We start from the raw sequence: 26,559 nt of genomic DNA on the forward strand, positions 1-26,559 counted from the left end.
ATCAGGCCTCGGGAACAACAGGCTTTGGGCCCGGATTTAAAGGGGAGACAACGGCGCAACAGCGTCGGGAGAGATAGGCGCATGCGCCACTTCTGGAGTAGCAGAGGCCTGAAGACGAGACACCTCGCGTTCGAGACGCTTGATTTCGCGACGACGACGCAACATGGCCGGCACAATGGCCAACAGCGCAAAAAGCACGCCCACCACAAATGCAACCAACATGACCACAATAAGCGGCACGCCGGCCACGACATGATCGGCATAAAAATTAACATCGACCGGACCTGTGTTTTTAAGTGCAAACAACAGTACGACAATAAACACAACCAAGCGTAACGCCCACACGAGGTATCGCATGACTGACCTCCAAAAATCAGGAATGCCCAATTGTAATGGGAATAATGACCCCGAAAAAACAAAACCCCCGGCTTTTTGGCCAGGGGTTTTGTTTGATGCGAAACAAGCGCGGCGTTAGCCGTGCATGATGCGATCGAATTGATGGTCTAAAGTGAACTCGGCAGATTCGTCATTTTTACGGCCTTCTTGCTCGAATGCCGCGTCGACACGCTCGCGCAATTCTTTGCCGGCTTTGAAGTGAGGGACCTGTTTTCCAGGCACCATCACTTTCTCGCCAGACTTGGGGTTACGCCCCACGCGCGGTGAACGGGTCGATAACGAAAAACTGCCAAAGCCACGGATTTCGATGCGCTGGCCATTGGACAAAGCCTGGGCCATGGCATCGAGCACCGTTTTGACGGCGAGATCGGTGTCCCGCAGCGCGAGCTGCGGGTACCGACTCGCCAGAATGGCGATCAGCTCTGACTTAGTCACACCAATTAACCGTCGTCGCGTGCTTGGTCGAGCTTGGCCTTGAGCAGAGCGCCCAGGTTGGTTGTACCCGACGAAGCGCTGGCTTCAGACATGCGCTGGAGCGTGTCGGCAGTTTCAGCGTTGTCACGGGCCTTGATCGACAACTGGATCGAGCGCGCTTTGCGATCGATGTTGATGATCATGGCTTCGACGTTGTCACCAGCATTCAAAGCTGTAGTAGCGTCTTCGACACGGCCTGCCGAGATTTCGGAAGCACGCAGGTAACCTTCGACGTCGAGCGACAGCGTAACGACGGCACCCTTGGCTTCAACCGACTTAACGGTACCAGGAACAACCGCACCTTTGTCGTAGGTAGCAACGAAGTTGTTGAAGGGGTCGCCTTCAAGTTGCTTGATGCCCAACGAGATGCGCTCTTTGTCGGTATCGATGCCCAGAACAACAGCTTCGATTTCGTCGCCCTTTTTGAAGTTGCGTACGGCTTCTTCGCCAGTTTCGGACCAAGACAGATCGGACAAGTGCACCAGACCGTCGATACCGCCAGGCAAACCAACAAACACGCCAAAGTCGGTGATGGACTTGATCGCACCGCTGACCTTGTCACCACGCTTGAAGTTCATGGAGAACTCTTCCCATGGGTTGGCGCGGCACTGCTTCATGCCCAGCGAAATACGGCGACGGTCTTCGTCGATTTCCAGAACCATGACTTCGACCTCATCGCCCAGCGTAACCACTTTGCGAGGATCGACGTTTTTGTTGGTCCAGTCCATTTCGGAGACGTGCACCAGACCTTCGATACCGGCTTCGACTTCAACGAATGCGCCGTAGTCGGTCAGGTTAGTGACTTTGCCGAACAAGCGGGTGTTTTGCGGGTAGCGACGTGCCAGACCGATCCAAGGATCTTCGCCCAGTTGTTTGACGCCCAGCGAAACACGGCTCTTTTCTTGATCGAACTTGAGCACTTTGGCTTCGACTTCCTGACCAACGGTCAGAACTTCGGAGGGGTGACGGACACGGCGCCATGCCATGTCGGTGATGTGCAACAAACCATCGATGCCGCCCAGGTCGACGAATGCGCCGTAGTCGGTGATGTTCTTGACAACACCCTTGACAATTGCACCTTCGCTGAGTGTTTCGAGCAGTTTCTGACGCTCTTCACCCATGCTGGCTTCGAGGACGGCACGACGCGACAGCACAACGTTGTTGCGCTTGCGATCGAGCTTGATGACCTTGAATTCCATGGTCTTGCCCTCGTAGGGCGTGGTGTCTTTGACCGGACGCAGGTCGACCAAAGAACCGGGCAAGAAGGCACGGATACCGTTGGTCATGACTGTAAGACCACCTTTGACCTTGCCTGTAATCGTACCGTTAACCAGCTCGCCGGACTCGAGCGCTTGCTCGAGAGAGAGCCATGCCGAAAGACGCTTGGCGCGATCACGCGACAGAATTGTGTCGCCATACCCGTTTTCGAGGGAGTCGATGGCCACGGAGACGAAATCGCCTGCTGTAACTTCGAGCTCGCCCTGATCGTTCAGGAACTCTTCAAGGGGGATCAGCGCTTCGGATTTAAGACCGGCGTTGACAACGACAAAGTTGTGGTCGATACGAACGACTTCTGCCGAAATAACTTCGCCAGACTTCATGTCTTGGCTTTTTACACTTTCAGCAAACAGATCGGCAAAGCTTTCACCGCCAAGAGCGGCAGCAGGGGTTAGCGTTGAGGACATTAAATTAAATCCATAGGCCAAAATGGCCGGTAAATACACACCGGGGCAAACCATTTACCCCAGCGGAGTTGACAAAAAATACCCCCGGAACCTACCAGAAAACTACCCGGTATACGTGCCGGAAGCACCTCTATTCGACCAAAGGTCGAGTACTGCATTAACGGTTTCTTCGATGCTTAAATGCGATGAATCGAGGGTAACCGCATCGGGCGCGGCCGCAAGCGGCGCATTTGCCCTTGACTGGTCTCGGGCATCGCGTGCTTCAAGATCCCGTGTTAAGTCTGCTAGGTTAGCAGGAAACCCCTTTTCGATCAACTGCTTACACCGTCTTTGTGCCCTTGCGTGCACATCAGCCACCAAAAAAACTTTTAATGGTGCATCGGGGAACACTACCGTACCCATATCGCGACCATCGGCGACCAGCCCCGGCAGCTGACGAAAAGCGCGCTGGCGCCCCAAAAGCGCCTCACGCACCCCCCCCAAGGCAGCAATTTGCGAGGCAAACAGCCCAACGCTCTCGGCACGGATAGCCTCGGTAACATCCTGACCCGCCATAAATATGCAGCCGTCGACAAAACGCACATCGAGTCCTGCGGCAATTTTTGCCGCACCGTGCTCGTCGTCGGGCGCAACGCCCTGACCAATGCACGCCAAAGCAGTCAAACGATACAGCGCGCCACTGTCGAGCACCGTCCAACCCAACGCATTGGCCACACGCTGGGCGACGGTACCTTTACCCGACGCCGTCGGCCCGTCGATAGCGATGACTGGAACCGCACACGCTTCACTCATTTATTCACCAATTGACTGAACACTTTGAAGTAATCTGGAAAGGTTTTGCTAACACAGTCAGGGTCTTGAATGGTGACCGGCACCGGACCAAACGAGGCCAACGAGAAGCACATGGCCATGCGGTGGTCGTCGTAGGTCGCAATGCTGGCCGAATGCCAGTCACCAAACGATGCCGGTGGTGTTATGCGCAACCAGTCGGGCCCTGACTCAACGCTGGCCCCAAGTTTTTCAAGCTCGGTATGCATGGCATGGATACGGTCGGTTTCTTTAACGCGCCAGCTGCCAATATTGCGTAACGTACAAGCGCCGTCGGCAAACAGCGCCAGAGCCGCCGCCGTCATGGCCGCATCGGGGATCAGGTTGAAATCAAAATCGAAGGCGCGCAATTTTTGGCCGCTGGCAACGTCGATGCCACGGGCCTCAATGAAATTGTCATGGCGAACGATTGTCGCCCCCATCGCCTCAAGCGTATCGGCAAAAGCGACGTCGCCCTGAATGCTGTTGACACCCACGCCATGCACCCGAACCGGGCCGGCGCCTATGGCACCCATGGCCAGAAAATAGGACGCAGAAGACGCATCGCCTTCAACGTCGATGAGGCCAGGCGCGATATAGGCCGCACCCGCCGGAATCGTGAACCGTTGCCAACCATCGCGTTCTACAACAACACCAAACCGCGCCATCAGATTGAGCGTAATCAGGATATAGGGCTTGGAGATAAGCTCGCCCTCGACTTCAATGACAACTGGCAACCCGGCCTGCCCCGTATAAATAGGGGCCGCCAACAGCAAGGCGGTTAGAAACTGGCTGGACACATTGCCTTTGATTCGCACAGGCTGCGCGGCATTGATCTTTGCACTGGATATCGCCAATGGCGGATAGCCCGGGTTCCCCATGTAGTCAATGGAGGCACCCAACTGTCGTAACGCCTCGACCAGGTCGCCAATGGGGCGCTCATGCATGCGGGCTACGCCCGAAAGGCGATACTGCCCGCCCATCAGGGCCAGCGCAGCAGTTAAGGGGCGGAAAGCCGTACCGGCATTGCCTAGAAAAATATCGATATCGTCACGTTCGAAGGGTAGCCCGCCTGTAATTTCGACCTCTGTCGTTGCCACCCGATCAAGCGACACACCCAGCTTCATCAAGCCGGCAAGCATGACCCGGGTGTCATCTGAGTCGAGCACACCGCGAATGAGCGTGGTGCCACGTGCCAAAGCAGCAAGCAGCAACACGCGGTTCGAAATACTTTTGGACCCGGGCAAAACCATATCGCCAGAGGCGTGATTGACCGGCGACAACAACAAATCGGGACTGGCCGTCATGACAAACCGCTCCTGCTACCCCAAAAACGACGCGCTAATGCAGCACGCTCGAGCAAATCAAAAAGTTTCACGCCATCGCCATCAGCCAACGCCTGCTCGGCCTGAGCCAGCACATCGCGCACCTGGGCAACTTCGGCTAATACGGCCTGCCGATTGGCAAGGAAAATATCGCGCCACATTTCGGGCGAGCCCGCTGCAATGCGCGTGAAATCACGAAAACCAGTGCCCGCCAAACTTAAACGCAAGTCGGCATCGTTGGCTGCAGCAACCTGAGCCATAAACACTGATGCCAGAAAATGCGGCACATGACTGACAGACGCCAGCACAGTATCGTGTGCGGCGGCGTCCATGTTCAAAACACGCGCACCGCAGTGCTCCCAAAGCTGGGTTAACCAATGGCGGTCTTGAGGCGTATTTTCGGGCAGCGGCGTAAGAATGACATTTCGCCCCCGATACAGTTGCGCGTCAGCGGCCTCGGGGCCTGTACGTTCGGCCCCGGCTATGGGGTGACCCGGAATAAACTGCGCTACCCGATCACCCAATGACTGATAAGCCGCTTGGACCACATCGACCTTGGTGCTACCAGCATCGGTAATGACGGCCTGCGAGCTTAACGTGGGCAACATGCCAGCCAGCAAGGCGGGAAATGCGCCCACCGGTGCAGCCAGAAATATAAGATCGGCCTGCGCTGCAGCTTGTGCCAGCGTAGCCACTTCGTCGATTAACCCCAAACGCTTGGCCAACGCCAGGGGACCGGGACGGCGCCCCACCCCCAATACCTTGTCGACCAGGCCTGCCTGGCGTAAGGCCGCCGCAAAAGACCCCCCAATCAGGCCAACACCAACAATTGCCAACACGCCCACCCTGGGCGTGCGCTGCACCTCTGGGTCAGTCATCAAGCGGCGCCCTTAAATATGTACCGGGTAGGAACCCAGCACCTTGAAGAACGCGGCTCGTTTCTTGAGCGCTGCCAGCGTAGCCTGAACTGCCGGCTCGGTATGGTGGCCAAGCAGATCAAGATAGAAATAGTATTCCCATTGGCCAGTACGCGCCGGACGGGATTCGAGACGAGACATAGACACGCCATTCTCGGCAATAGGCGCCAGCATCTCGTAGACAGCACCGGCCCGGTTGGGCACCGCAAGGATAAGACTGGTTTTGTCTTGCCCGGAAGGGAGCGTATCTTGTGCGCCCACTGCCAGGAAGCGCGTGCGGTTTTGCGGGTCGTCTTGAATGCCAGCAGCCACTACCTTAAGCCCCCACGCCTCGGCCGCAACCGCACCTGCAATAGCGGCAACGGTAGGATCTTCAGAGGCAAGGCGTGCCGCCTCGGCATTACTGGAGGCCGCGTCACGAGACAAAGCGGGATAATGCTGCGTCAGCCAGCCCTGGCACTGAGCCAGCGCCTGCGGATGCGCCATAACACGCGTGACGCCGTCGAGCGTACCCGAACGCGTCATGATGCAATGGTGGATGCTCAGCGAGCGCTCGCCCAATACCTTTAGCGGCGAATTCAACAAAAGATCGAGCGTGCGGTTGACCGCGCCTTCGGTAGAGTTCTCGACAGGCACCATGCCCACATTGGCCTGCCCTGCCTCGACAGCACGGAAAACTTCGTCGAAGGAAGCACAGGGTAATTTGGTAATGGCATGGCCAAACTGTTCCAGCGCGGCCTGTTCTGAAAACGAACCCTGAGGACCCAGATAAGCCACCGTCAGGGTGCTTTCGAGCCCCCGGCAAACAGAAATGATCTCTCGCCAGACCGATTCAATGCCAGCCTCGGTAAAGGGGCCGGCATTAAGCTGTTGCAAGTGGCGAATAAGGCTGGCCTCGCGCTCGGGCTTGAGGACTGGGCCGTCGGCATCAAACGCCGCCTTGACCTGCCCCACCGCCTGAGCGGTTTGAGCCCGTCGGTTCAACAAGCCCAGAATGTCTTGATCGATACGGTCAATTTCTTCGCGCAAAGGCTGAAGCTGGCTTTGCAAAGTGTTATCCATGACGGCGTTCGAATTCCTTCATAAATGTAATCAGGGCCTGGACGCCCTCGAAAGGCATCGCGTTGTAGATAGAAGCCCGCATGCCGCCCACGCTTTTATGCCCTTTTAGCTGCAATAACCCGGCGGCATCGGCCTGCGCCAAAAACTCGGCGTTAAGCGACTCGTCGACCAAAAAGAAGGGAACGTTCATGCGCGACCGGACGTCGGGGTGGACGCGGTTTTGATAAAAACCGGAGCCATCGATGTATTGGTACAGCGCCTGCGCTTTGCGAATGTTTTCTTGTTCGATAGCCTCAACGCCACCCTGGGCCAACAACCACTTAAACACCAGCCCAGCCATGTAAATGGCATAGGTGGGCGGCGTGTTGTACATCGAGTCGTTCTTCTCGACGTTAGCGTAATCGAATGCCGACGGACACGTTGGCAATGCATGACCGATGAGATCGCGGCGAATAATGAGCAAAGTAACGCCGGCTGGCCCCGCATTTTTCTGGGCGCCCGCGTAAACCACAGCGGCTTTGGAAAAATCGATGGGACGCGACAAGATATGCGATGAGGCGTCGACGACCAACGGCACACCGGATGCGCCCAGCGCAGCCAAATCGGGCCACTGCGTGAACTCAACGCCGCCGATAGTTTCGTTGCTGCAAAAGTGCACATAAGCCGCGTCGGACCTGATTTGCCATTGGTCTGCCGCGGGGAACCAGGTGTACGGCGCCTGATGACGGCCGTCGATAACCGCTTCGCTGGCGCTGGTGGCCGCAACCGCCGCATCGCCGTACTTGCGCGCCTCTTTGGCAGACTTTTCGGACCAGGCGCCCGACACGATATAGTCGGCCTTGTTGGCCCCGTTACGACCGATAAGGTTTAAGGGCAATATGGCGTTCTCGCCTGTGGCACCGCCCTGCAAAAACAACACGGCGTAGTCATCGGGCACCCCCAACAAGGCGCGCAAATCGGCCTCGGCCTGATCGCGAATGTGCATGAACTGCTTGCCGCGATGGCTCATTTCCATGACCGACATGCCACTGCCTTGCCAATCGGTCATCTCGGCAGCCGCCTGTTGCAACACCTGAAGCGGCATCACCGAGGGACCCGCAGAAAAGTTCCAGGGCCGCGTCATACCTGCTCACCACCGTCGTTGTCTGAAGCGTCTTCGGCGTTTCCGGCATCGTTGCCCTGCTCGCCTGCGTCGGTAGACGGGTCAACGGCATCTTCAGCCACCAAACCCTCAACACCGTCTTCATCAAGATCAGCCTCGTCGTCGGCATCGCTCTCGACAACACGGCGCACGCCAGACAAGTAGCTGTCTTCGTCGATATTGATAAGCGTAACGCCCTGCGTAGCGCGGCCCATTTCACGAATTTCTGCCACTCGGGTGCGCACAAGAACGCCTGCTGACGTGATGAGCATGATTTCGTCAGTAGGATTGACCAGCACGGCGCCGACCACCTTGCCATTGCGGGCACTGGTTTGAATGGCGATCATGCCTTTGGTGCCCCGGCCGTGACGGGTGTATTCGACAATAGAGGTGCGTTTGCCGTAGCCGTTTTCGGTGGCGGTCAGTACGCTTTGCGACTCATCGCCCGCAACCAGCAGCGAAATGACCGACTGCCCGTCTTCGAGCATCATGCCGCGCACGCCACGTGCGGTGCGACCCATGGGGCGAACGTCGTTTTCGTCGAAGCGAACGGCTTTTCCAGCATCGGAGAACAACATGATGTCGTGCTTGCCGTCGGTAAGGTCGGCACCAATAAGGAAGTCACCTTCGTCGAGGGCGACAGCAATAATGCCGGCCTTACGCGGGTTGGAAAAGTCGGACAAAGGTGTCTTTTTGACAGTACCACGCGACGTTGCCATGAAGACGTAGTGATCGTCGCTGAACTCTTTAACCGCAAGCACGACCGTGATTTTTTCGCCATCGACCAACGGGAACATGTTGACAATGGGACGGCCACGGGAATTGCGCGAGCCTTGCGGGACTTCCCAGACCTTGAGCCAGTAAACACGGCCGTGGTCGGAGAAACACAACAGGTAATCGTGCGTGTTGGCAATGAAAAGCTGGTCGACCCAGTCGTTTTCTTTCATGGCCGTGGCCTGCTTGCCGCGCCCGCCCCGCTTTTGCGAGCGGTATTCGGACAAGGGCTGGCTCTTGATATAACCCGTCTGTGACAACGTGACGACCATATCCATAGGGGTGATCAGGTCTTCGGTGTCGAGCTCGGTTGCGTTGTGTTCGATTTCGGACAAACGGGTGTCTTTGGCGCCAATACCGAATTCGTTACGGATGGCGATCAGTTCGTCGGAAATGATGGTGGTGATGCGCTCGGGGCGCGCCAGAATATCGAGCAAATCGGCGATGGTATCCATCACGTCTTTGTATTCGTTGACGATCTTGTCTTGCTCGAGCCCGGTCAGGCGCTGCAGACGCATATTCAAAATTTCTTGCGCCTGGGTTTCGCTTAAACGATACATGCCGTCGTCTTGAAGACCAAAGACTTCAGACAGGCCATCGGGACGATAAGCAGCGCGGCCGCCGGGTGTTTCGCCCTGATCGGCACGCGCAAGCATTTCGCGTACCAACGAGGAATCCCACGAGCGGGACATGAGTTCTTGGCGCGCCACCGGGGGTGTAGGCGCGGCCTTGATAATAGCGATGAAATCGTCGATGTTAGCCAGAGCAACAGCCAGGCCTTCAAGCACGTGACCGCGCTCGCGCGCCTTGCGCAGCTGGAACACGGTGCGACGCGTGACCACTTCGCGACGGTGGAACAGGAAGTATTCGACCAGTTGCTTCAGGTTCAACAAGCGGGGCTGGCCATCGACCAGCGCCACAAAGTTCATGCCAAAAGTATCTTGCAACTGCGTGTGCTTGTACAAGTTGTTCAGCACCACTTCAGGCACTTCGCCACGCTTGAGCTCGATGACTAGACGCATGCCGTCTTTGTCAGATTCGTCACGAATATCGGAGATACCCTCGATTTTCTTTTCGTTGACCAGCTCGGCAATACGCTCTTGCAGGGTTTTTTTATTGACCTGATACGGAATGGCATCAACGATAATGGCCTGCCGGTTGCCGCGTTCGAGGTCTTCGAAGTGGGTTTTAGCCCGCATGACCACGCGACCGCGACCCGTGCGGTAGCCTTCGCGCACACCCGACAACCCGTAAATAATGCCGCCAGTGGGGAAATCGGGCGCGGGGATGATCTCGATAAGATCATCGACCGTGCAGTCGGGGTTGCGCAAACAATATAGGCAGCCCTCCACCACTTCAGACAAATTATGGGGCGGGATATTGGTGGCCATCCCCACAGCAATACCCGAGCTGCCGTTGACCAAAAGGTTCGGCAAACGCGACGGCAACAGCAGAGGCTCTTGTTCGGAACCGTCGTAGTTGGGCCCGAAGTCGACCGTTTCCTGGTCGATATCAGCCAACAATTCGTGTGCGATTTTCGACAAACGGATTTCGGTATAACGCATAGCCGCCGCGCTGTCGCCATCGACCGAGCCAAAGTTGCCCTGACCGTCGACCAGCGTATAACGCAGCGAGAAATCTTGCGCCATACGGACAATGGTGTAGTACACCGCCCAATCGCCGTGCGGGTGATACTTACCGATAACGTCACCCACAATACGCGCCGACTTCTTGTAGGCACGATTCCAGTCGTTATTCAGTTCGTGCATGGCAAACAGCACACGCCGATGCACCGGTTTCAGACCATCGCGGACATCGGGCAGCGCCCGACCCACAATAACGCTCATGGCGTAGTCAAGATAACTGCGGCGCATCTCCTCTTCCAGCGATATGGGAAGAGTCTCCTTGGCGAAGGAATCCATAGGGTTCTATATTCTTGAAAGGTATGATCGTGAAGTGGCCGACTACGGGCGAATGGGAAATTCTAGCACTTCCACCCTAGCCCTGAAGACGTTGCCCAAAACCAACAATATTGCAAAACTTACGGTAGAATTACTCATATCTGGACACCGCATGCGAATCAGGCGTCACGAAGCTCACAAAAATACCGTAAGATTCGGCCTAACACGCATGATTTCCAGAGCAATTCTTTGTTTAAAACCATTGCATTGCTATACTGGTTACGTTTTTCAATAATGCGGCGGAGGTTCGCTGCGGTCACTTACCAGCATTAAGCTCAACGAGGAGAAACATGAATAAACCCTCTAAATTCGCATTAGCCCTTGCTATTGCCGCCTTTTCGGCTTCCGGTGCAGCTTCTGCGCAAACTGTAGACAACTGGCAAACTCCTTACGGCGGCGCCGTAATGAACGGCACGAACGAATTGTGCTGGCGCGACAACTTCTGGACACCTGCTACAGGTCTGGCCGGCTGTGACGGTGTGCCTGTTGCTCAGCAAACGCCTGTTGTTGCTCCTACAGCTTCGAAAGTTGTCCTGAACGCTGACACGTTCTTTGACTTCGACAAAGCCACGCTCAAGCCCGCCGGTCGCCAGGTCCTTGACCAGGTTGCTGCTCAGGCTCAGTCGCTGAACCTGGAAACCGTTATTGCTGTTGGTCACACCGACTCCATCGGTACTGAACAGTACAACATGGGTCTGTCGCAGCGTCGCGCCAACACAGTTAAAAACTACCTGGTCAGCAAAGGCATTGATGCCAACCGCATCTACGCCGAAGGCAAGGGCGAAGCCCAGCCTATCGCCAGCAACAAAACTCGTGAAGGCCGCGCACAGAACCGCCGCGTAGAGATCGAGATCGTAGGCGTTCGCAAGTAATTCTTGCAGCAATAAACGCTACAATAAGGGGTGCCTTCGGGCACCCTTTTTTTATTCGGGAAACGTCCATGCAACAGAACACGTCGTCTTCTTCTACCCAAAATGTCAGCCAGGCTGAAATCGACAAATTCAGTGCACTGGCCTCGCGCTGGTGGGACCCGGAAAGCGAATTCAAACCATTGCATGCCATCAACCCGCTACGTTTGGGCTGGGTACAAGACATTGCAGGTTCGCTAAGCGGCAAAAATATTGTCGATGTTGGTTGCGGCGGCGGCATATTGGCCGAAAGCATGGCCGTAGCGGGCGCGCAGGTCACGGGTATCGACTTGGCCGACAAGTCGTTAACGGTCGCCCGACTGCACAGCCTCGAATCGGGTGTAAAGGTCGACTATCAATCGATTAGCGCAGAAGACTTCGCGGCGCAGCATACCGGTCAGTTCGATGTGGTCACCTGCATGGAAATGCTTGAACACGTCCCCGACCCGGCATCTATCGTGCAAGCATGCAGCCAAATGGTCAAACCGGGGGGGTGGGTATTTTTTTCCACACTCAACCGCAACCCAAAGTCGTTCCTGTTTGCCATTGTCGGCGCCGAATACGTACTGCGTTTGCTCCCCAAGGGCACGCACAGCTACGAAAAATTCATCAAACCCAGCGAGCTTTCGCGGGCCGTGCGTCAGTCGGGCCTCACCGTCATGCAAATGGCCGGCATGGAATACAACCCCATCACCGATTTGTACTCGCTGTCCAACGATACCTCCGTCAATTACCTGATGGCCACGCAAAAAAAGGTACTGTAAGGCATGAGCAAGCTGGTTCTGTTTGATTTTGACGGCACCCTGGCCGACACCGCGCCCGACCTGGCAGCGGCGGCCAACCGGCAGCGCGAACGGCAGGGGCTCAATGCCCTGCCCTACGAAATGCTTCGGCCAATGGCATCGGCCGGGGCACGCGGCTTGCTTAAAGTCAGCCTGGATATCGACCCTGACCATCCCGACTACGAGTCGCATCGGCGACAATTTTTGTCAGACTACGAGCAGCACATGACGGTGCTGACCCGACTATTTCCGGGTGTACCCGAATTGCTTCAGTCTTTAAAAGCACAAGGTTACCGCTGGGGCATCGTCACCAACAAGGTGGAATACCTCGCCCTGCCCATCGTCAAGCACCTTGAACTTCATACCGAATGTGCGGTCACTATTGGCGGCGATACCGCCGGGTACGCCAAGCCGCACCCGGCGCCCTTGCTTCTTGCGGCCGAGCGTGCGGGGTTTACGCCACAGCAATGTATTTATATTGGCGACGACGAACGCGATATTGTGGCGGGCAAGGCAGCGGGCATGCCCACCATTGCGGCTGCCTATGGGTATTGCAACCCGGCACAGGTGGCCAACTGGCAGGCCGACGCCATTGCGCATCAAGTTAACGACTTGTTGGGGCATATCAACCGGCTACTGTAAGCATTACTGTGCCATACCAGCGGTCGCTTCTGCTGCGCAGCGGCCTTACCTGCAGCCCGGCGCAGTGCATGGCCGGTTTTTTGCACAAATAATGCGATGCGGGCGGAACTTTCTTCCAGCCCTTCCCTCTAACCCTGTGTAGTACGTTACAATCTATGTTCTGGGGTCGACTTGGCTTCGACGTGGGTCGCGAAACAGAGTAGGGCATGCCGAGCACCAGTAAGCTCGTTAATCCACTGGAAAACTACAAACGCCAACGACGAGCGTTTCGCTTTAGCCGCTTAAGCGGTAAGCCGCTGCACTGATTTGTCTTTGGGTCAGGTAGGGTAAAACCTACAGCAGCGTCATTTACAAAGAATCGGTTTTGGCTGGGTCACTCAGTCAACGCTTAAATTAATGTGAATCGCTAAGGGATGGCCTGTTAACCGGCATGGCCCGAGGCTAAAACCTTAAAGTTGGTTGACTAAGCATGTAGAACTGCCTGCAGAGGGCTTGCGGACGGGGGTTCAATTCCCCCCGACTCCACCAATACACACCACGCTGCACTATGTAGCACTAGACGGGGCCAATAGAGATATTGGCCCTTTTTAGTGTCTGGTGGTGTAGCAATTCACACACAATTCACACGCGATTCACACACGCCAACATAATTGCTTTGAGCCGGCCAGCGTATCAACGGAATCAGCGCCAGGCTGACCCGGATTGCAAATCCGTGTACCCCGGTTCGATTCCGAGTTGCGCCTCCAATACTCATGCGGTTCTTAAGAGGATTTTTAAGTATCGCCGCTTCGCAAAAGCCTGTTTGCTTCGCAAACTAAAAAAATCACCCGCCATTGAGCGGGTTTTTTATTGCCCGGAACGCAAAGAGTCATAAGCCATTTCACACGCCAATCCCGCTACTTTGAGCCGGTCAGCGTATCTGCCCACTTCCCCCGCTCGATCGTCAAGTTCGCCAAGCACGACGGCAAGCACACCGATGGGGTCGGCACCAGGCTGACCCGGGCCTGAGCCGGTAGCGGCGGTATCGCTGGCGGCTCGACGGAGACGGGCAAGTTCTGCGCGCAGCCGCTTAGCACTATCAGCAGCGGCATCAGCATCAGCCTGCACAGCAGCGATCTTTTCATCTGCATCTTTTGTCACCTCTTCAATAGCGGCCACACGGGCCTGTTCAATTTGTCGCGCTTTGGCCTGGGCATCAGCCATGGCGGTTGCCTGGGCAGTCTCAATGCGACTAATCTGGGCGTCGTATCGCCAGCCCTGCACCCACCAGGCGGCGACCCCAGCGACTATGGCAGCGGCGGCGTAGCCCTTCCAGCCTAAAAGCACCCTAATCATTTGCGGCCACCGTGCTCTAGCGAATAGTGATTGCCATCGTTGAATATTTTAAGAATATTAATTTTCCATTCTTCGTTATATATAATGATATCCATCGCTAATTTCCTAAGAATTAAATGAACAAAACTTGCACGCATTGCGGCAGCGAAATTCAGAGAAAAATTCATCCAAACACCGTACGCCCGTTTTGCAACTCCTCTTGCTATGGCCTTTGGCAGAGGGGGAGAAAATTCGCAGAACAAGGGAAACAAGAACGCCCCAAACTCTCTTGTTCAGTGGACGGGTGCAAGGCTGAGCATTTCGGGAAGGGGTTTTGCCGACCTCACTACCTCCAAATGGCATACAAGCCTCCGAAAACACCAACGGCATTCACCACTTCGACCCCGCACAAATGCCTCCACTGCGGGAGAGCATTCATTGCCCACTGGGCAAATCCAAAATATTGCTCGATGGCGTGCTCTGGATCTCACAGGAAAAAGCCATTTATTATCAAAAAGGGGTATAAGAAAATTCTTCTGCCTACCCACCCAAGAGCAGACGCCAAGGGTTATGTGTTCGAGCACATAATTGTGGCTGAGGCGAAAATCGGACGTCCCATCAGGGATCCAGAGGAAGTTCACCACAAAGATTTCAACAAGCTGAACAACTCACCTGACAACCTAGTTGTTTGTGCCGACCACGCCCAGCACATGGCGTATCACGCTCTTCCGTTATGCTCCAAAGAGTAATGATTCCCATCCGGTGACGAGAATCTTCCACCCCAGGTGCCGCCGATAGATTCCCAATACTCGCCCAGCGGTCGGTGATCTTCGGTCGAGGTCAAATACCGCCCGTCTTTAAACAGGTTGAAGTCCACCGCTAGCCGTTCTTTGTGCAAGCTGTTGGCGCTGCTGTAGGACTGCTTTTGCCCGACATGGCCATGCACTCGTGGATCTCGATAAGCATCACCGAAGGTCAGCTCATAGCCCTGGTCATACGCATACCGGATAAGGTCAGCGATCATTCGGGTGAATTTGCGTTGCTTTTGTCCAAGCGTCATTTCCGATACCTCCATACCCACGTCTTAACCATCGTTCCTGCAGCGAACACAGCCATGCCCACGGCGCCAAGCACCATGTGCGGGTGCACCTGCCCCTCTTCCACAATCAAAGCAATGCGCCAAGCCGCCCAAAATGCGATCAGGGTCATACCAACGCGCTGCAGCAGCGTGCCGGCGTAGCACTGGCTAAACGCACCGGCCACACAGGCCAGGCTCACAAAGCACAACAAAACAATCACGATCTTTTCCATGGCTTACTCCCGAGGCAGGCCCAGTCGCATACGAACCCACTCGCGCACGATCGATGAAATGCCGAGATCAGCCCACGCACGAAAAATCGAATCGACGACGCTCATGCCAAATAGGCCGACCATCAGCCCCGCAAAGCCCTCTGGTATGCCTGTCACATGAGATAGCCAAGCCGAGGCGTACCAGCTCATCACCCCGCCAAAGGCAAACAGCGAGAACCTTCGCTTCCACGACCCCTGTATCCAGAGCATCGCGCCCATGCTCCCAAGCAGGCCGGGGGCCAACTTCTCCAAGTGGTTTAACCAATCTGCCGGCATTGCCTCTCCTTTGAATAGACGAAAAAAATGCCCCCTCCGGGGCAGTTGTGATCGACGCAAAAAAACCGCTCAATGGCGGCTGTCGTTACTGCTATCGGGTTGTTGCTGCTGGATTAGAGCGTTTGGGCGAGCACGAAAAGATCGTCTAGTTGCGACTCGGTACCACCAAGCTGCGCCCAAAGTGCTTGCAACGTTTGGTTGTTGCGCTCCCAGGTGGACGCGTTGAAGTCCAGCTCGGCATCTTCCCTCATGAAGTCGTCAGGGATCGAAGCGATCAGCGCTTTGACCGCCGCAAGCATGTTGCTATCTTCGCCGTAGGGCGTGCGAAGTAGAGCCTTCTGGCCTTGGCGACCGCTGCATTGTTGGGGCACTGGTGGTTTAAGTTTGGATTCGTCAATCTGAATATTAAGCATTTTGTTGACCCCCAATCCCGTCCATTAAATCAGCTTCATCAATAACCCATGCTTCTTGCAGTACAGACGGAAGGATCGCCACGTCAACAATCGCAAACGGCTTGCCTGTCGGAACGTCTTTGACTGCTACTTGGTGAATTGTCATTACTTGCAGTGCTTCAGGTGTTGGCATCATTACTGCCGGGACACCGTTGTCTTGTAGGTAGATAATTGCTTGTGTCATTTGGTGTCCTTAACGGAAAACAGCTACATTGCACTGAGTTAAGTCAGCAAAAGTGCCGTCAGTTTTATCGAACCTCCCAACACTCACTTGAACAGACGAGGCGCTTGGTAGCGACCCAATGTTTGTCGTCATGTACGCATAGTTGGTATTGTTCCCTATGACCCCGCCCACGACAGCGTAGTTGGCGTCAGGCATGGTATTTGTAAACGCTATCTCATACCTCCCCGTAGTGAGCTTGGTTACACTACTCACATTCCCACTCGCCCGAATTGTCGGAGGTGTAGTCGTACCGTTAAAATTCACCCATGCGCGACAGGCGTAAATAGGGGCACCACCAGTGGCATTTAATGCTTTCTTGGCCCCAACGTTATTAGCTGTGCTTAGCTCATCGACTGCAGCTTGCACGTCGTCAGCCGTCAATTCACTGCCGGTATTGTCATAAGAAACCTTTGCCGCGCCTGTCAGCGTACTCGGAGCATACGCGGATCCATCCCACTCAATTGGGCCTTTGCCGACAACATAGATCGGGCCTTTATCAGAGGTTGGAATATCGGCTTCAAGATACTGCGGTAGGGAGGCCTTGAATAGCACCCCCTCGACAACCCAAGCAGTGCCAGCGGCATTCCTGCGCTTTTTCAGGTTATTTCCCGTATCAGCCCAAGTGCAGTATGGCCAAGACATGCCAGCAGGATCATCCGGGCCAGCAAAGTCAGTAGCGATCGTGCGAATGATCTTGTTGATGTTCTGTATCGCAACCGCCCCAGGCAGTGGCGGGTCTTCAGAAAGCTGAGAAAGCTCTTGTGACATAGTTCTCTTCCATAAAAAAGCCCCGCACTTGGCGGGGCAATGGGGCTATCGGTGTCAGTAACCTTGACTGATCCAGTTGATGCTTCGCTCGACGTAGCCGGCGCCGTTGATGATCGAAACAAAAAAGCCCGTCTCGTCCGGCCCGCCCAGAACAGCCTGGTCACCATCCTCGGCATCCAGGATCGTGATCTGAACGTTCGGTACCGCGTGAAAATGCTTTTCGTAGTCGATTTGCAGGCCGCCGGCAGGAACCAGAACGCCCTCGTCGCGCTGAACCAAATCGGGAACATCGACTGTCCATTCAAACTTCGAAATGAACGGCACGATCAATGGGTCGCTGGTTTCGAGCACTAGACGGACATCAAAGTACCGGGCATTGACGAGACCTGGCACATAGTCGCGCCACGGCGTCCAATTGCCAGCCTCCTGCGCGTGTCTGATCTGAGGGCGCGCAGAAATTGCCTGTAGGTCGGAACCCCCAAGCAAGTCAGCCACAGCAAAAAGGTCGGGCTCGGCCAGCAAGTCCGCGGACATGTTGTAGGCCGCGACGTCGATATCAAAATCCACGCGCACCGGGGTCACATACCCAATGTCGACCTGCTCGACCTCGGCATTGGTGTAGACGCCCGACAATGCGGGCCCGCCGAACCAGAGCAAATCACGCTCAGCCAACAGATCAGGGCTATCAAATAGATCACCCTGCGGCGCCAAGGTCAGCTGGCCGTTGTAGACCATCGCACCGCCGCTGACGGTGCCTGACCAGGCTGGGGCCTCGTCCTGAACCAGAATCACGTTGCGAGTCAGCGTGGCGCCTGAGATTTGCAGGCTATCGGCAGGCCCGTAGACGGGCGCACCCTTATAAGCAAATCGAGCCGCAACCCAGTACAGCCCATTACCAACGGCCAATGTCTCGAGTGAGGCTGTAATGGCTACCAGCCTGGAGTTAGCCCACGACTGACCCATACGTATCTCGTAGACCGGCTGGCGAATATCGACCACCCGATCCCACACCAGCACCGTCAGCCCGTCGCGAAATACGCTAGTCAGCCCGGTCAGCTCAGGTAACGGCGCAGTTAGACCTTGGACGGTATAGCTCTGAGTAAGAGGCTGTCCTCGCCCTGCTGAAGATACGGGCGTAACCGTTAGGGTCACAACATCGCCAGTCTGAGCCTGTACCGTAAGCGATCGGTCTGTCATGCGAACCGATGGCCGTGCCGCGCCGTTAACACTGACCACAATCTCCGAGTCCATGGAGCGAGACAGAACCCACCCCATGCGTACATCAGAGATATCGGCCTGCACATTGACCAAGCTCTCGGTAAAGCCAATGCTGAAAACAACGCCGGCCAGTAGCGCGCCATCCCGAGGCGGCGTGTACAGGTAGGGATTGGTTTCGCTGGCGTAATACTGAGGATCGTCGTCGACGGCGCTGAATTTCACGCCGTCTTGGGTGGGCTCGACCGATGTAATCTTGAACCTGCGCCCAGGTGTGGCCATTGGATCAAAGAACCAGGCCCAATCCATGGGGACGATATCTTCGAAACCAGCGTCCCCCGGCAGGGCAAAATCTGACATATCGCCGACGATGGTCAGCTCGTCAACGTCACCGGTCAGCGAAACCACAGACACAACCCGCATTGCCCCTTCAGGGTCACGGATCATGAGGGTGCCGGTACCGCCAGACGGCACATGCTTATCCAACGTAATCACGTTACCCACACGCCCCAGTAGCCGCCCGGAATAGCCCCAGACGGTCAGGTCGTGGCTAATCTGAACGACATCCCCCCTGTTGGCCACCCAGCCCTCGATGTCCGTCTCCCAGCTTGTGCGCCGGCGGTGCCATACTTGTGAGGCCGCGATAAGGTTGGCCTCGCGCCCAGCCATGTCCGGGTTCGTGCACCCTTCAAGGTCAAGCTGCAGGGGGTTGGTCGCGCTGGTGGCGCCGGGCACCATGACCCGAACCTCGTCCATTTCGTAATCACGCACGGCATTAGAGAAGTTAACGATCACCTCATCGACGTTGCCCTCATTGATGTAATCCACCTTGAAAGTGCCCGCCTTGATGTTGAACGGGCCAAACATGGCGGTCACCGGCAAGTTGGCCGCATCCCAGATAATCCCGAGCTTGCCCGTTTGCCAGGTCGGCGAGGCCCGGCCCGCACGAGCGATGGTCTGCAAGACCTCCGCTGTACTGACCTTGCGGTCAAGCACATAGTCAAAGGTCAGGCTTTTCTCTTGGCAGAACAGCGCCCAGGCCTTGATACGATCGATATCAATCTGCGCGTCCAGAAGCCCTGCCCCGTATAGCCGCTTGCCCGAAATCTTCTTGCCGCGCGCAAAGTGCAGATACCACCAGGCCGGGTTGCGTGTGTGCTCAACCACCCAGGCAGAACCATTCCAAACTTGCGTTTTGGCCAGGGCCACAGCGTTGAATTCGTCGACGGCGCCGTTGAGCTGACTGGTCGCCTTGATCCGCAGAGCTACGCGCTGCTGGCTAAGATAGCTGGCTTCGTCCGCCTGGTAGGCCAGGATTTGATTGACCGCCGTCTCGTTCGACTCTCGGCTGCTCTTGATGTCGCCAGACTCCTTCCAGACTCGAATCTCGTATTGCCCTTTGGCCACCGACCAGCCTACGGTCTGGCGGGTCGGCTCCTGGCGCGCACCGGTCAGACGCACGCCCGGGGCCGAGCTGTACCCAATTAAAGGATCAGGCGCATACCCTTGCCAAGGCTGCCCAAGACGATACGGGTGTGGCTTCCAGCGCCATGTGCCATAGCGCGCGTTACCCCAATTGTCATAGTCGATAAACCCTTGCTGCCCTTCGTAATGATCCGCATAGTTCGTCGAACCAAAGCCCACCTGCGCAGTGTAGGAAAGGGCATATTCCGGATAGACCGTGACCTCTAGCGACCAGTAGTGCGTGGCGTATATCGCATCTTGAAGCAGGCCAATATCTGTCCAGGTCCCACCCACTGGCCGGTATTGGATACGAACTTGGGTCGTACGCGCATCAATACCGCCATCATCCCGGATGTAAAAAAGCTGCGCAGCAAGCTCAACCGCCAGATAGGTCACGTCTTTGGCTGTCGTGCGGCTATTAACAACGCCCGACTGCAGCGTAAAGCCCTGCAGAGTGTCCACGTTCCCCGGGAAAAGCGTCAGACTGCCGTCCGCACCCGAGACTTGCAGCTGCACGCCCTGGTAATTACCAATCGGGGTGTTGCCGATCTTGAAGTCGATCAGATCCAGCTCGCCAGCCTGCAGGCCAAAGTGAAAGGCCTGATTCAGATACTGGTCTTCGCCAACATACTCCGTGTAGTAATTGGCGGCCAAATCAGGCACAACCTTGTGCCTACCAAAGATAATCGGCATCGGCTCCCAGAGACGGGGCCGGTTACGGCCACCGGCAATGGCGTACGTCGGGCTGGTTTCGTACTTGCCACCGCTGGTCAGCTGCGGGAGCGTGGCCTTGGGCGGCGGGAGCAAGGCGTTGATCAGCAACGAACCGCCGATCATGACACCGGCTGTGAGGACTCCCATGCCGATACTGCCGGCGGCAAAACCAAGGCCAAGAGAAGTGTTCAAGAGGCCTGCAATATGTGGCGCAGCGATCACCAGCGCAATCATCGCCACGGTGCGCAGAATTTTCCCACCACCGCCCCCGCCACCTTCAGCAACTGCCTGAATCATCAGTTGATCGCCCGTGCGCGGGATGAGCCGATCCCAAAGGTGCATAGGTACGGGACGCGCATTGTGCCAAACACGGAACTTGGACCGAGGCAGGCCAACGCTATTGCGCTGAATGTAGGCACCCAGCGTCTCACCGGGCAAAAACTCTGCCACGTAGGTGCGCTTGCCCTCTGGAATGAGCGGGTTAGGCAGAACCACCAGAGGCGTTGCGTGCTTGATCAAATCCACTTGTAGTGTCCTTCCAATCTGTAGGCCCAACGTGTCATCTCGGCCAGACGCTGGCACACCACCGCGCCGGCGCTCTGATCCGCGTGCACGATCCAGGTTTCGCCTCCAATCAAGGCGGCCACGCCAATGTGAAAAAAGCGGCCACGGGCCACAAACAGAACGGGCTGGCCGTCGATCGGAGCATCGACCCGCACAGCGTGAATGTGTTTAAGCTCAGCAATCTGTTTAGCCTGGGCCCGCAGGCTTTTTGCGTGCGAAACAGGCAATTTCGGATCAACGCCCAGCACCTCCCGGGCCACGCGCTCGGCAAACGCCGCGCAGTCGCCGACCTCGGGAACGTAGGGTTGCCCGATATATTTGTCTGACCAATGCATTAATAGAGGCCCGGTGCGGTAAGGGTGTCGTAGCGAATTGCCACAGCGGGTTGATTCAAAGTTTCCTGGTAACCGAGGTCGCCGGACACCGACATGTTGTCGATCGACAGGCCTGTAAGGTCCATCGTCATTTCGTACTCGATAATGTCCGGCTCAGACGGCAGCACCATCAGAATGCGGCACTTAGCACCCTTGCCCCCGTTTGATACCTCAAGCCATTGGGTCAGCTCGCGGCCGATGTTGTCGACCGACAGCCTTGCCTTGGGCACCTGCTGATCAACATCATCAGGCAGGGTCAATTGAAACGGGCAGGCCACGAACTCGTTGCCACCAATGGTTATTGGCTGCGAATCATTGACCACCCGAATCGGCGCCACAAGCTCGGGGTGCGTGATTTCAAGCGCAACCAGGAACGGTTCATCGGCGCTGGTGGCCAGTAGGTTGCGTCGACCTTTGGCGGAATATGAAGTGGCCATAAAAAACCCGCTCAAAGGCGGGCATCAAGGGTTAAACGTAAGACTCAAGGAAGCAAGTAATCAAAGTCAGGCCGGTTGCCTGTCAGTTCCTCAACAGTGTCAGCAACGCTCGGCAAATCCATTTTTAAGAAATCCGCCCGGCTCCTGACTTTCTCATCATCCCATTCGCCAGCCACAATATCATCGACGCTCGCCTGAAGCATCCTGGCGTGCATCAGCAAAACCATCCAATTTTTAACGGTCCTTCCGGCCAAATCGGCGCCCAATACCCCGACCTTGCCCGCCAGCTCGGGCCAAACCATTAGATCTGGCGCTCTCATCGCCCGCACAAGCGCCATGCTCCGACCTGGCTCAGGCGGAACCCTGGCCTGCATAAACAACCTGCATAACATTACCGTATACACGCCCATCTCTGCTCCAATCGCCGCAGCAATGCTCTTTGCCTCATCATTCATGATTTTGTCGTCTCGTTTGCGGGTTAGCTTGGCGTTGTAAAGCGCACCCAAAAGAATCGCAATCAACCCGATCAAGCTACCCAGTAAAGCACCCACCCACTCAGCCATGCCTATCCCCTTGCTTTGACGAAGAAGAGGGAAGATTACCCGATGGTCTCGATTTCAGTTTGCGCAGCCCAGGTTGCGCCGCGAAGCTGCCAGGTCAATTCCCCGCCAACAAAGCGTGCCTGCTTTGAGATGCCGTCGACAGGATCGGTATAGGCAAACCAGCCTGATCCGCCCGACAAGCTTGTTTTGAACCACTCATCAAACAGAGACTTGTTTGTATCCGCCCCAACCAGCACAGAGCACTTTCGGCGAACAACGCGCTTTGTCCAGCGCGCGCGCTGCTTGGCCAGTCCGCCATCCATTTCAGTGCGAATAACGCCGAAATCAGGAGTCTCCGTGTAGCCATCACGCTCGATCGAGGCGTAAGTTGGAAACGTAGCCATTAACCAGTTACCCCCTTCATTCCTCGAGCAATAGGCCCGTTAGTACGCAGGTCTGACAAAATGACCTCCTGAACCCAACGTTTTCCATCAAAGGACATCGCGCCAGGCTTGGCCTGAACCGGCTGGCTTGACTGGTTGATAACGTTTAGCTGAAGGCTTGGCTGAGATGCTTGCGCAGGGGTATGCACAACACCGCCCCCCGCATAGCCACGGCGAAGCGACTCCAGAAAAGGGACACCAAGCCGTCCTGTGCTCTCCTGATCAAACACGTACTCGCCACGGTGAACCACGCCAGCGGGCTCAAATTTCCCGCCGGCGCCGGTGTAGCCGTCAGAGGCCCAGCCGTTAGCACCGATCAGCACACCAATGCCATCCCCACCGGCCATTTGCACCTGGCTTGCAGCCTCAACGCCTGAAACCCCGCCAAACAAGCTGCTGGCAATGTTCCCGAGAATTCCACCAATCTGACCTGTGCCGCCATAGTCACCGAACAGGGCCCCCGCCAAGTTGGCGGCCGCAGCGTCAGCAACCATGCGCGTGATGGTGTCCCCGAACGCCTGGCCGATATCGTCAAAGTTGCCCTTCAGAATGTTGTAAAGGCCGTCACCCAGGGCGTTCTGGATGTTCCTTGCCGCCTGGACAGTGAACTGATCCATCTGCCCCATGGACTTGTCGGTTTTATCAACCAACTGATCAAGCGCCTTTGAATACTCTTCAGAGGTGATCGCGCCAATGCTCAGGGCGTTCTGGAGCCACTCGGCTTGAGTAACCAGAATACGATCCTTCGACCGCCCTGTTGCTTCATCGAGAAAGTCCAGGTACTTCTGATACTCGCCCATGGCGTAGTCGATATTCATCGACTTCATGAAATCGCCGAGATGATCGGGGACCTTCTTTTCTTTGGCAGGTTTGCCCAAACCGCCCGAACCGCTGCCGGCGCCCCCAGACCCGTCTTCGCCCAACATGTTTTCGTACAGCTTCAGGATTTGACGCGTCTCAGAGTCTTCGGCTCGCTGCTGCTGGCGAAGCCAATACTGCTGCTCCATGAGAAGACCGCGCAGGCGCTCAGCCTTTCCCTCTCCCCCCATTGTGATTGGATCGATGTCGAATAGTGAAACCGACCCATCCTTGATTGACCCAACCAGGCCCGACATGTCCTTATTCAAAAGATCGATTTCTTTCTGAATGCGCTCCAGGTGCTGAGACGGGCTCTTCGAGGGATCTGTTAAGCCATATTTAGCCAACGCATCAAAGAACCCGTCCGAGTAACGCATGCCCTCGGCAAACTGGTTTGTCAGAGTCAATACCGATTTTGCCGCGCCCGCCATCCAAGCAACAAATGACTCAAATGTCCGTTTTGTTTCTTCCGAGCCAAGGGCATCTGTCAAATCATTGATTTCCTCAGTTAGGCCGTCGATACTTCCATCGCCGCCAGTCATCAAATCATTGACTCTGTTCTGCAGCGCCGCTAGGGCGCCACCCAGCGTGTCCCTGGCCGCCGCAGCTGCACCGCCATAGCTCGACTCAAGCGCCTGCAGGACAATGGCTTGCGCCTCAGCCACCCTGCCGGTTTTCTCAAGCTGCTCCACCACCTTTTTCTGCTCTTCGGTGAAGCGAAAGCCCTGACGCGAAAGAGATGAAAGTCCTTGGCTGGGAATATCCAGTGCCCGCCCCACAGTCTCCGCGGCCTGTTCAACAGACATACCCATGCGAACAGAAGTATCAACGACGGCTTGCATAGCTCGTGGGAAAGTTTCGCCGGCTATTCCCGTGTAGGAAAGCAATCGAGTCTGCGCCCTATTAATGTCGCCGGCACTCAAAGTTGTTGCATTCGCCAACGCCTCCGCCATGTCGTTCAGTTGCTTGACCGAATAACCGGCCGCCGCCCCCGTAGAACGAATCACAGCTGCCAGCTGTCGCTGCTCGTTTTGGGCATTGATTGTCTCTTGCGCAAACTTATTAAAAGCCATACCAAGCCCGACCCCGAGCCCGGCCCCGGCGGCAACCCCCACCAACCTAGAAAAAGCAGAACTTGCGGAAGATGCGGCCTTTTCTACCGTATTGAGTCTTGAGGCAACGCCATTGCTGCCATTTTTCAAACCGTCAAACTGTTTTTCGGCCTTGGCGCCAGAGGCTGCCATTTTGTCCAAGTCGGCGGCTGCCGTCTTTGCAGAGCGGCTATCAACCTCCAGCGCTAGGCTTGCTATGTCCATACGACACCCAATAAAAAGGCCCCGCGTAAGCAGGGCCAGAAACGACAAAGCCCCACGGTTAAGTGGGGCCGAAAGCAAAAATAAAATCGAAAATAGCCTTATAGTCCAAGCGCCCTAAGGATTTCGCCGAAGTGCCTGGGCAAACGATTTGAAAGTCTGAAGCCAGCCAAAATATCCGCCATTAATTCTTCAGTGCATGGATCTGCACAACGCCACTGATTCGAATTAACTCTGGACTCAACGTCTACCACAGGACAAATTCGCGGTTCGCGATAGTAAATAAAGCTGTCCCGCGTAATGAACGGATGTGCGCCAGCGTCGACCGTGCACGCACCATCATAAGGAAAACCGGGCTTAATTGAAGAGAAACTAACGAGCACAACTTGAGGCTGGGATCCATATCCATCAAAGACGGCAGGCCCAAGGGCTACAGCAAAAAGGTGCTCATTTGGACCTGATGGGATCATTAGGCAAGCCCCTGGCTTGCACCGCCATTCCGCCATCAGTACTGACTTAACACCGCATTGAGCTTGGCCTGCTCATTTAAATGATCCAGCACTGACCGAAGGGCGTCTCCGTCATAACCTAAAGCCCTTAGAAGCCTGCCGGTAGGAATGGGTCGACTCGAACCATTCGGGTCTTCCCACTCCGGGCACGCCTCTGAGTGAGTGTATTGCACAAGATCAAATTTACCCATGTGACCAAACTCAGCCCACACCGACTCAAGGACTTCCAAGTCGCCATTACTAAGTTCCAGCAAGTCCTGCTCCGGCGAGCGAATCATGCTCGGGTCACGAAGCGCCAAATCATGCCCTGACCTATCCTCAACCCAGGAGTTCCAACCGCCCTGAGCCTCGCCACCCCAACCATTCATCATATCAAGGGTTTTGGATAGCACTGGACCTTGTGGCAGAGAGACCAACCGATCACCAGTGATAGGCTCCCCAAACACGCGCAACGACTCACGCTCTGCTAAATACATCAGCTTCATTAGCTTTAGCAGTGGCAGACGTCCGCCGGCCTTGTGCAGCAAAAATGCCGCAGCCTGAGCGGTGCGTTTTTCATTGAAAAGTGTGGGATAGGTCATATATGAGAAGTAGAGCTTATGGAGATCACGCTGAAGATGCACCACAATGCCTGTTGGACGAATGCTACGCCCAAATCCATAAAGTTATTCGATTGGAATAACTTTACATTGTCAATGTACTCAAATTTGAGCAACTTAGCAATCCACTGACACTAAGAGAGCTCAACTAGTAAGCGAAGCCAGCTAACTTACAAACTCAAGCAAGTAACTGAAGCGTACGTTGTGTTAGGCAATAAAAACCATCAAAAGTTCCACTTTTTGCTTCGATGGTATCCTGACGGCTAAGTA

The 26,559-nt window shown here is 55.7% G+C and carries 27 protein-coding genes and 1 other RNA gene; 5 read left to right on the forward strand and 23 right to left on the reverse strand.

Translation table 11 applies throughout. From position 1 onward, the window contains the following. Nucleotides 1-36: 36 nt before the first annotated feature. The 9 genes from CHR62_RS08985 to gyrA all read right to left on the reverse strand — a co-directional run bounded on the left by CHR62_RS08985 (nt 37) and on the right by gyrA (nt 10,503). Nucleotides 37-357 (reverse strand): lipopolysaccharide assembly LapA domain-containing protein, encoded by a 321-nt coding sequence (locus CHR62_RS08985; protein WP_123660699.1) that lies wholly within the window; start codon nt 355-357, stop codon nt 37-39. Nucleotides 358-471: 114 nt separating this feature from the next. Further along, on the reverse strand, nt 472-831 hold the full coding sequence (locus tag CHR62_RS08990) for an integration host factor subunit beta (protein WP_093970415.1): 360 nt from the start codon (nt 829-831) through the stop codon (nt 472-474). 5 nt (nt 832-836) lie between these two features. Next, nucleotides 837-2,555 (reverse strand): 30S ribosomal protein S1, encoded by a 1,719-nt coding sequence (gene rpsA, locus CHR62_RS08995; protein WP_093970556.1) that lies wholly within the window; start codon nt 2,553-2,555, stop codon nt 837-839. A 102-nt stretch (nt 2,556-2,657) separates the two neighbouring features. Next, nucleotides 2,658-3,347 carry a (d)CMP kinase gene (gene cmk / locus CHR62_RS09000; protein WP_123660700.1) on the reverse strand — a complete coding sequence of 230 codons (690 nt, stop codon included), beginning with the start codon at nt 3,345-3,347 and terminating at the stop codon, nt 2,658-2,660. Next, on the reverse strand, nt 3,344-4,669 hold the full coding sequence (aroA, locus tag CHR62_RS09005) for a 3-phosphoshikimate 1-carboxyvinyltransferase (RefSeq protein ID WP_123660701.1): 1,326 nt from the start codon (nt 4,667-4,669) through the stop codon (nt 3,344-3,346). Before aroA ends, cmk begins: the two co-directional genes overlap by 4 nt. Then, nucleotides 4,666-5,565: a prephenate dehydrogenase/arogenate dehydrogenase family protein gene (locus CHR62_RS09010; protein WP_123660702.1), complete on the reverse strand. Its 900-nt coding sequence runs from the start codon at nt 5,563-5,565 to the stop codon at nt 4,666-4,668. The genes aroA and CHR62_RS09010 overlap by 4 nt, the downstream gene beginning before the upstream one ends. 12 nt (nt 5,566-5,577) lie before the next feature. Beyond that, nucleotides 5,578-6,666 carry a prephenate dehydratase gene (gene pheA, locus CHR62_RS09015; protein WP_123660703.1) on the reverse strand — a complete coding sequence of 363 codons (1,089 nt, stop codon included), beginning with the start codon at nt 6,664-6,666 and terminating at the stop codon, nt 5,578-5,580. Further along, a complete protein-coding gene (serC, locus tag CHR62_RS09020) occupies nt 6,659-7,789 on the reverse strand; it encodes a 3-phosphoserine/phosphohydroxythreonine transaminase (protein WP_123660704.1) in 1,131 nt (376 codons plus the stop codon). The genes pheA and serC overlap by 8 nt, the downstream gene beginning before the upstream one ends. After that, nucleotides 7,786-10,503: a DNA gyrase subunit A gene (gyrA, locus tag CHR62_RS09025; RefSeq protein ID WP_123660705.1), complete on the reverse strand. Its 2,718-nt coding sequence runs from the start codon at nt 10,501-10,503 to the stop codon at nt 7,786-7,788. Before gyrA ends, serC begins: the two co-directional genes overlap by 4 nt. A gap of 329 nt (nt 10,504-10,832) precedes the next feature. On the opposite strand from gyrA, the gene ompA reads away from it, so the two are divergent. The 4 genes from ompA (at nt 10,833) to ssrA (ending at nt 13,402) form a co-directional block, all read left to right on the forward strand. Beyond that, a complete protein-coding gene (gene ompA / locus CHR62_RS09030; protein WP_123660706.1) occupies nt 10,833-11,414 on the forward strand; it encodes an outer membrane protein OmpA in 582 nt (193 codons plus the stop codon). 68 nt (nt 11,415-11,482) lie between these two features. Then, nucleotides 11,483-12,214, forward strand: a complete 732-nt coding sequence (gene ubiG, locus CHR62_RS09035; RefSeq protein WP_123660707.1) for a bifunctional 2-polyprenyl-6-hydroxyphenol methylase/3-demethylubiquinol 3-O-methyltransferase UbiG — start codon at nt 11,483-11,485, stop codon at nt 12,212-12,214. Between the two features lie 3 nt (nt 12,215-12,217). Next, nucleotides 12,218-12,874, forward strand: a complete 657-nt coding sequence (gene gph / locus CHR62_RS09040; protein WP_093970424.1) for a phosphoglycolate phosphatase — start codon at nt 12,218-12,220, stop codon at nt 12,872-12,874. Nucleotides 12,875-13,036: 162 nt separating this feature from the next. Continuing rightward, nucleotides 13,037-13,402: a transfer-messenger RNA gene (gene ssrA / locus CHR62_RS09045) on the forward strand. A 318-nt stretch (nt 13,403-13,720) separates the two neighbouring features. Here ssrA and CHR62_RS09050 read toward each other — a convergent pair. After that, a complete protein-coding gene (locus CHR62_RS09050; protein WP_123660708.1) occupies nt 13,721-14,209 on the reverse strand; it encodes a DUF2514 family protein in 489 nt (162 codons plus the stop codon). 449 nt (nt 14,210-14,658) lie between these two features. Here CHR62_RS09050 and CHR62_RS15980 point away from each other — a divergent pair, with 449 nt between their 5' ends. Beyond that, a complete protein-coding gene (locus CHR62_RS15980; protein WP_370318055.1) occupies nt 14,659-14,937 on the forward strand; it encodes an HNH endonuclease in 279 nt (92 codons plus the stop codon). Here the strand turns inward: CHR62_RS15980 and CHR62_RS09060 are convergent. From CHR62_RS09060 to CHR62_RS09120, 13 genes are all read right to left on the reverse strand, one after another. Then, on the reverse strand, nt 14,907-15,248 hold the full coding sequence (locus CHR62_RS09060; RefSeq protein WP_123660710.1) for a M15 family metallopeptidase: 342 nt from the start codon (nt 15,246-15,248) through the stop codon (nt 14,907-14,909). The genes CHR62_RS15980 and CHR62_RS09060 overlap by 31 nt on opposite strands. Next, on the reverse strand, nt 15,245-15,499 hold the full coding sequence (locus tag CHR62_RS09065) for a hypothetical protein (protein ID WP_123660711.1): 255 nt from the start codon (nt 15,497-15,499) through the stop codon (nt 15,245-15,247). The genes CHR62_RS09060 and CHR62_RS09065 overlap by 4 nt, the downstream gene beginning before the upstream one ends. Before the next feature lie 3 nt (nt 15,500-15,502). Beyond that, entirely contained in the window at nt 15,503-15,814 is a 312-nt protein-coding gene (locus CHR62_RS09070) for a hypothetical protein (RefSeq protein ID WP_123660712.1), read from the reverse strand. Nucleotides 15,815-15,927: 113 nt separating this feature from the next. Next, entirely contained in the window at nt 15,928-16,227 is a 300-nt protein-coding gene (locus CHR62_RS09075; protein ID WP_123660713.1) for a hypothetical protein, read from the reverse strand. Beyond that, on the reverse strand, nt 16,220-16,450 hold the full coding sequence (locus CHR62_RS09080) for a hypothetical protein (protein WP_123660714.1): 231 nt from the start codon (nt 16,448-16,450) through the stop codon (nt 16,220-16,222). The genes CHR62_RS09075 and CHR62_RS09080 overlap by 8 nt, the downstream gene beginning before the upstream one ends. Nucleotides 16,451-16,459: 9 nt before the next feature. Further along, a complete protein-coding gene (locus CHR62_RS09085; protein ID WP_123660715.1) occupies nt 16,460-17,257 on the reverse strand; it encodes a hypothetical protein in 798 nt (265 codons plus the stop codon). Between the two features lie 54 nt (nt 17,258-17,311). After that, entirely contained in the window at nt 17,312-21,175 is a 3,864-nt protein-coding gene (locus CHR62_RS09090) for a host specificity protein J (protein WP_233574939.1), read from the reverse strand. Then, on the reverse strand, nt 21,166-21,549 hold the full coding sequence (locus CHR62_RS09095) for a hypothetical protein (protein ID WP_123660716.1): 384 nt from the start codon (nt 21,547-21,549) through the stop codon (nt 21,166-21,168). Before CHR62_RS09095 ends, CHR62_RS09090 begins: the two co-directional genes overlap by 10 nt. Continuing rightward, entirely contained in the window at nt 21,549-22,025 is a 477-nt protein-coding gene (locus CHR62_RS09100; RefSeq protein ID WP_123660717.1) for a DUF1833 family protein, read from the reverse strand. Before CHR62_RS09100 ends, CHR62_RS09095 begins: the two co-directional genes overlap by 1 nt. 44 nt (nt 22,026-22,069) lie before the next feature. Then, nucleotides 22,070-22,588, reverse strand: coding sequence for a hypothetical protein (locus CHR62_RS09105; protein ID WP_123660718.1), 519 nt, complete (start codon nt 22,586-22,588; stop codon nt 22,070-22,072). Between the two features lie 35 nt (nt 22,589-22,623). Then, nucleotides 22,624-22,971 (reverse strand): hypothetical protein, encoded by a 348-nt coding sequence (locus CHR62_RS09110; RefSeq protein WP_123660719.1) that lies wholly within the window; start codon nt 22,969-22,971, stop codon nt 22,624-22,626. Beyond that, nucleotides 22,971-25,184 carry a phage tail length tape measure family protein gene (locus CHR62_RS09115; RefSeq protein WP_123660720.1) on the reverse strand — a complete coding sequence of 738 codons (2,214 nt, stop codon included), beginning with the start codon at nt 25,182-25,184 and terminating at the stop codon, nt 22,971-22,973. Before CHR62_RS09115 ends, CHR62_RS09110 begins: the two co-directional genes overlap by 1 nt. Before the next feature lie 502 nt (nt 25,185-25,686). Then, on the reverse strand, nt 25,687-26,313 hold the full coding sequence (locus tag CHR62_RS09120; protein ID WP_199722916.1) for a Panacea domain-containing protein: 627 nt from the start codon (nt 26,311-26,313) through the stop codon (nt 25,687-25,689). Nucleotides 26,314-26,559 lie beyond the last annotated feature (246 nt).

It is taken from the genome of Pusillimonas sp. NJUB218 (assembly GCF_003788685.1).
In the GTDB taxonomy this organism is placed as follows: domain Bacteria; phylum Pseudomonadota; class Gammaproteobacteria; order Burkholderiales; family Burkholderiaceae_B; genus Neopusillimonas.

Coding starts and splice junctions, on each gene's coding strand:
- CHR62_RS08985 (WP_123660699.1), bottom strand. CDS start 357: ATGCGATACCTCGTGTGGGCGTTACGCTTGGTTGTGTTTATTGTCGTA.
- rpsA (WP_093970556.1), bottom strand. CDS start 2,555: ATGTCCTCAACGCTAACCCCTGCTGCCGCTCTTGGCGGTGAAAGCTTT.
- cmk (WP_123660700.1), bottom strand. CDS start 3,347: ATGAGTGAAGCGTGTGCGGTTCCAGTCATCGCTATCGACGGGCCGACG.
- aroA (WP_123660701.1), bottom strand. CDS start 4,669: ATGACGGCCAGTCCCGATTTGTTGTTGTCGCCGGTCAATCACGCCTCT.
- CHR62_RS09010 (WP_123660702.1), bottom strand. CDS start 5,565: ATGACTGACCCAGAGGTGCAGCGCACGCCCAGGGTGGGCGTGTTGGCA.
- pheA (WP_123660703.1), bottom strand. CDS start 6,666: ATGGATAACACTTTGCAAAGCCAGCTTCAGCCTTTGCGCGAAGAAATT.
- serC (WP_123660704.1), bottom strand. CDS start 7,789: ATGACGCGGCCCTGGAACTTTTCTGCGGGTCCCTCGGTGATGCCGCTT.
- gyrA (WP_123660705.1), bottom strand. CDS start 10,503: ATGGATTCCTTCGCCAAGGAGACTCTTCCCATATCGCTGGAAGAGGAG.
- ompA (WP_123660706.1), top strand. CDS start 10,833: ATGAATAAACCCTCTAAATTCGCATTAGCCCTTGCTATTGCCGCCTTT.
- ubiG (WP_123660707.1), top strand. CDS start 11,483: ATGCAACAGAACACGTCGTCTTCTTCTACCCAAAATGTCAGCCAGGCT.
- gph (WP_093970424.1), top strand. CDS start 12,218: ATGAGCAAGCTGGTTCTGTTTGATTTTGACGGCACCCTGGCCGACACC.
- CHR62_RS09050 (WP_123660708.1), bottom strand. CDS start 14,209: ATGATTAGGGTGCTTTTAGGCTGGAAGGGCTACGCCGCCGCTGCCATA.
- CHR62_RS15980 (WP_370318055.1), top strand. CDS start 14,659: ATGGCGTGCTCTGGATCTCACAGGAAAAAGCCATTTATTATCAAAAAG.
- CHR62_RS09060 (WP_123660710.1), bottom strand. CDS start 15,248: ATGACGCTTGGACAAAAGCAACGCAAATTCACCCGAATGATCGCTGAC.
- CHR62_RS09065 (WP_123660711.1), bottom strand. CDS start 15,499: ATGGAAAAGATCGTGATTGTTTTGTTGTGCTTTGTGAGCCTGGCCTGT.
- CHR62_RS09070 (WP_123660712.1), bottom strand. CDS start 15,814: ATGCCGGCAGATTGGTTAAACCACTTGGAGAAGTTGGCCCCCGGCCTG.
- CHR62_RS09075 (WP_123660713.1), bottom strand. CDS start 16,227: ATGCTTAATATTCAGATTGACGAATCCAAACTTAAACCACCAGTGCCC.
- CHR62_RS09080 (WP_123660714.1), bottom strand. CDS start 16,450: ATGACACAAGCAATTATCTACCTACAAGACAACGGTGTCCCGGCAGTA.
- CHR62_RS09085 (WP_123660715.1), bottom strand. CDS start 17,257: ATGTCACAAGAGCTTTCTCAGCTTTCTGAAGACCCGCCACTGCCTGGG.
- CHR62_RS09095 (WP_123660716.1), bottom strand. CDS start 21,549: ATGCATTGGTCAGACAAATATATCGGGCAACCCTACGTTCCCGAGGTC.
- CHR62_RS09100 (WP_123660717.1), bottom strand. CDS start 22,025: ATGGCCACTTCATATTCCGCCAAAGGTCGACGCAACCTACTGGCCACC.
- CHR62_RS09105 (WP_123660718.1), bottom strand. CDS start 22,588: ATGGCTGAGTGGGTGGGTGCTTTACTGGGTAGCTTGATCGGGTTGATT.
- CHR62_RS09110 (WP_123660719.1), bottom strand. CDS start 22,971: ATGGCTACGTTTCCAACTTACGCCTCGATCGAGCGTGATGGCTACACG.
- CHR62_RS09115 (WP_123660720.1), bottom strand. CDS start 25,184: ATGGACATAGCAAGCCTAGCGCTGGAGGTTGATAGCCGCTCTGCAAAG.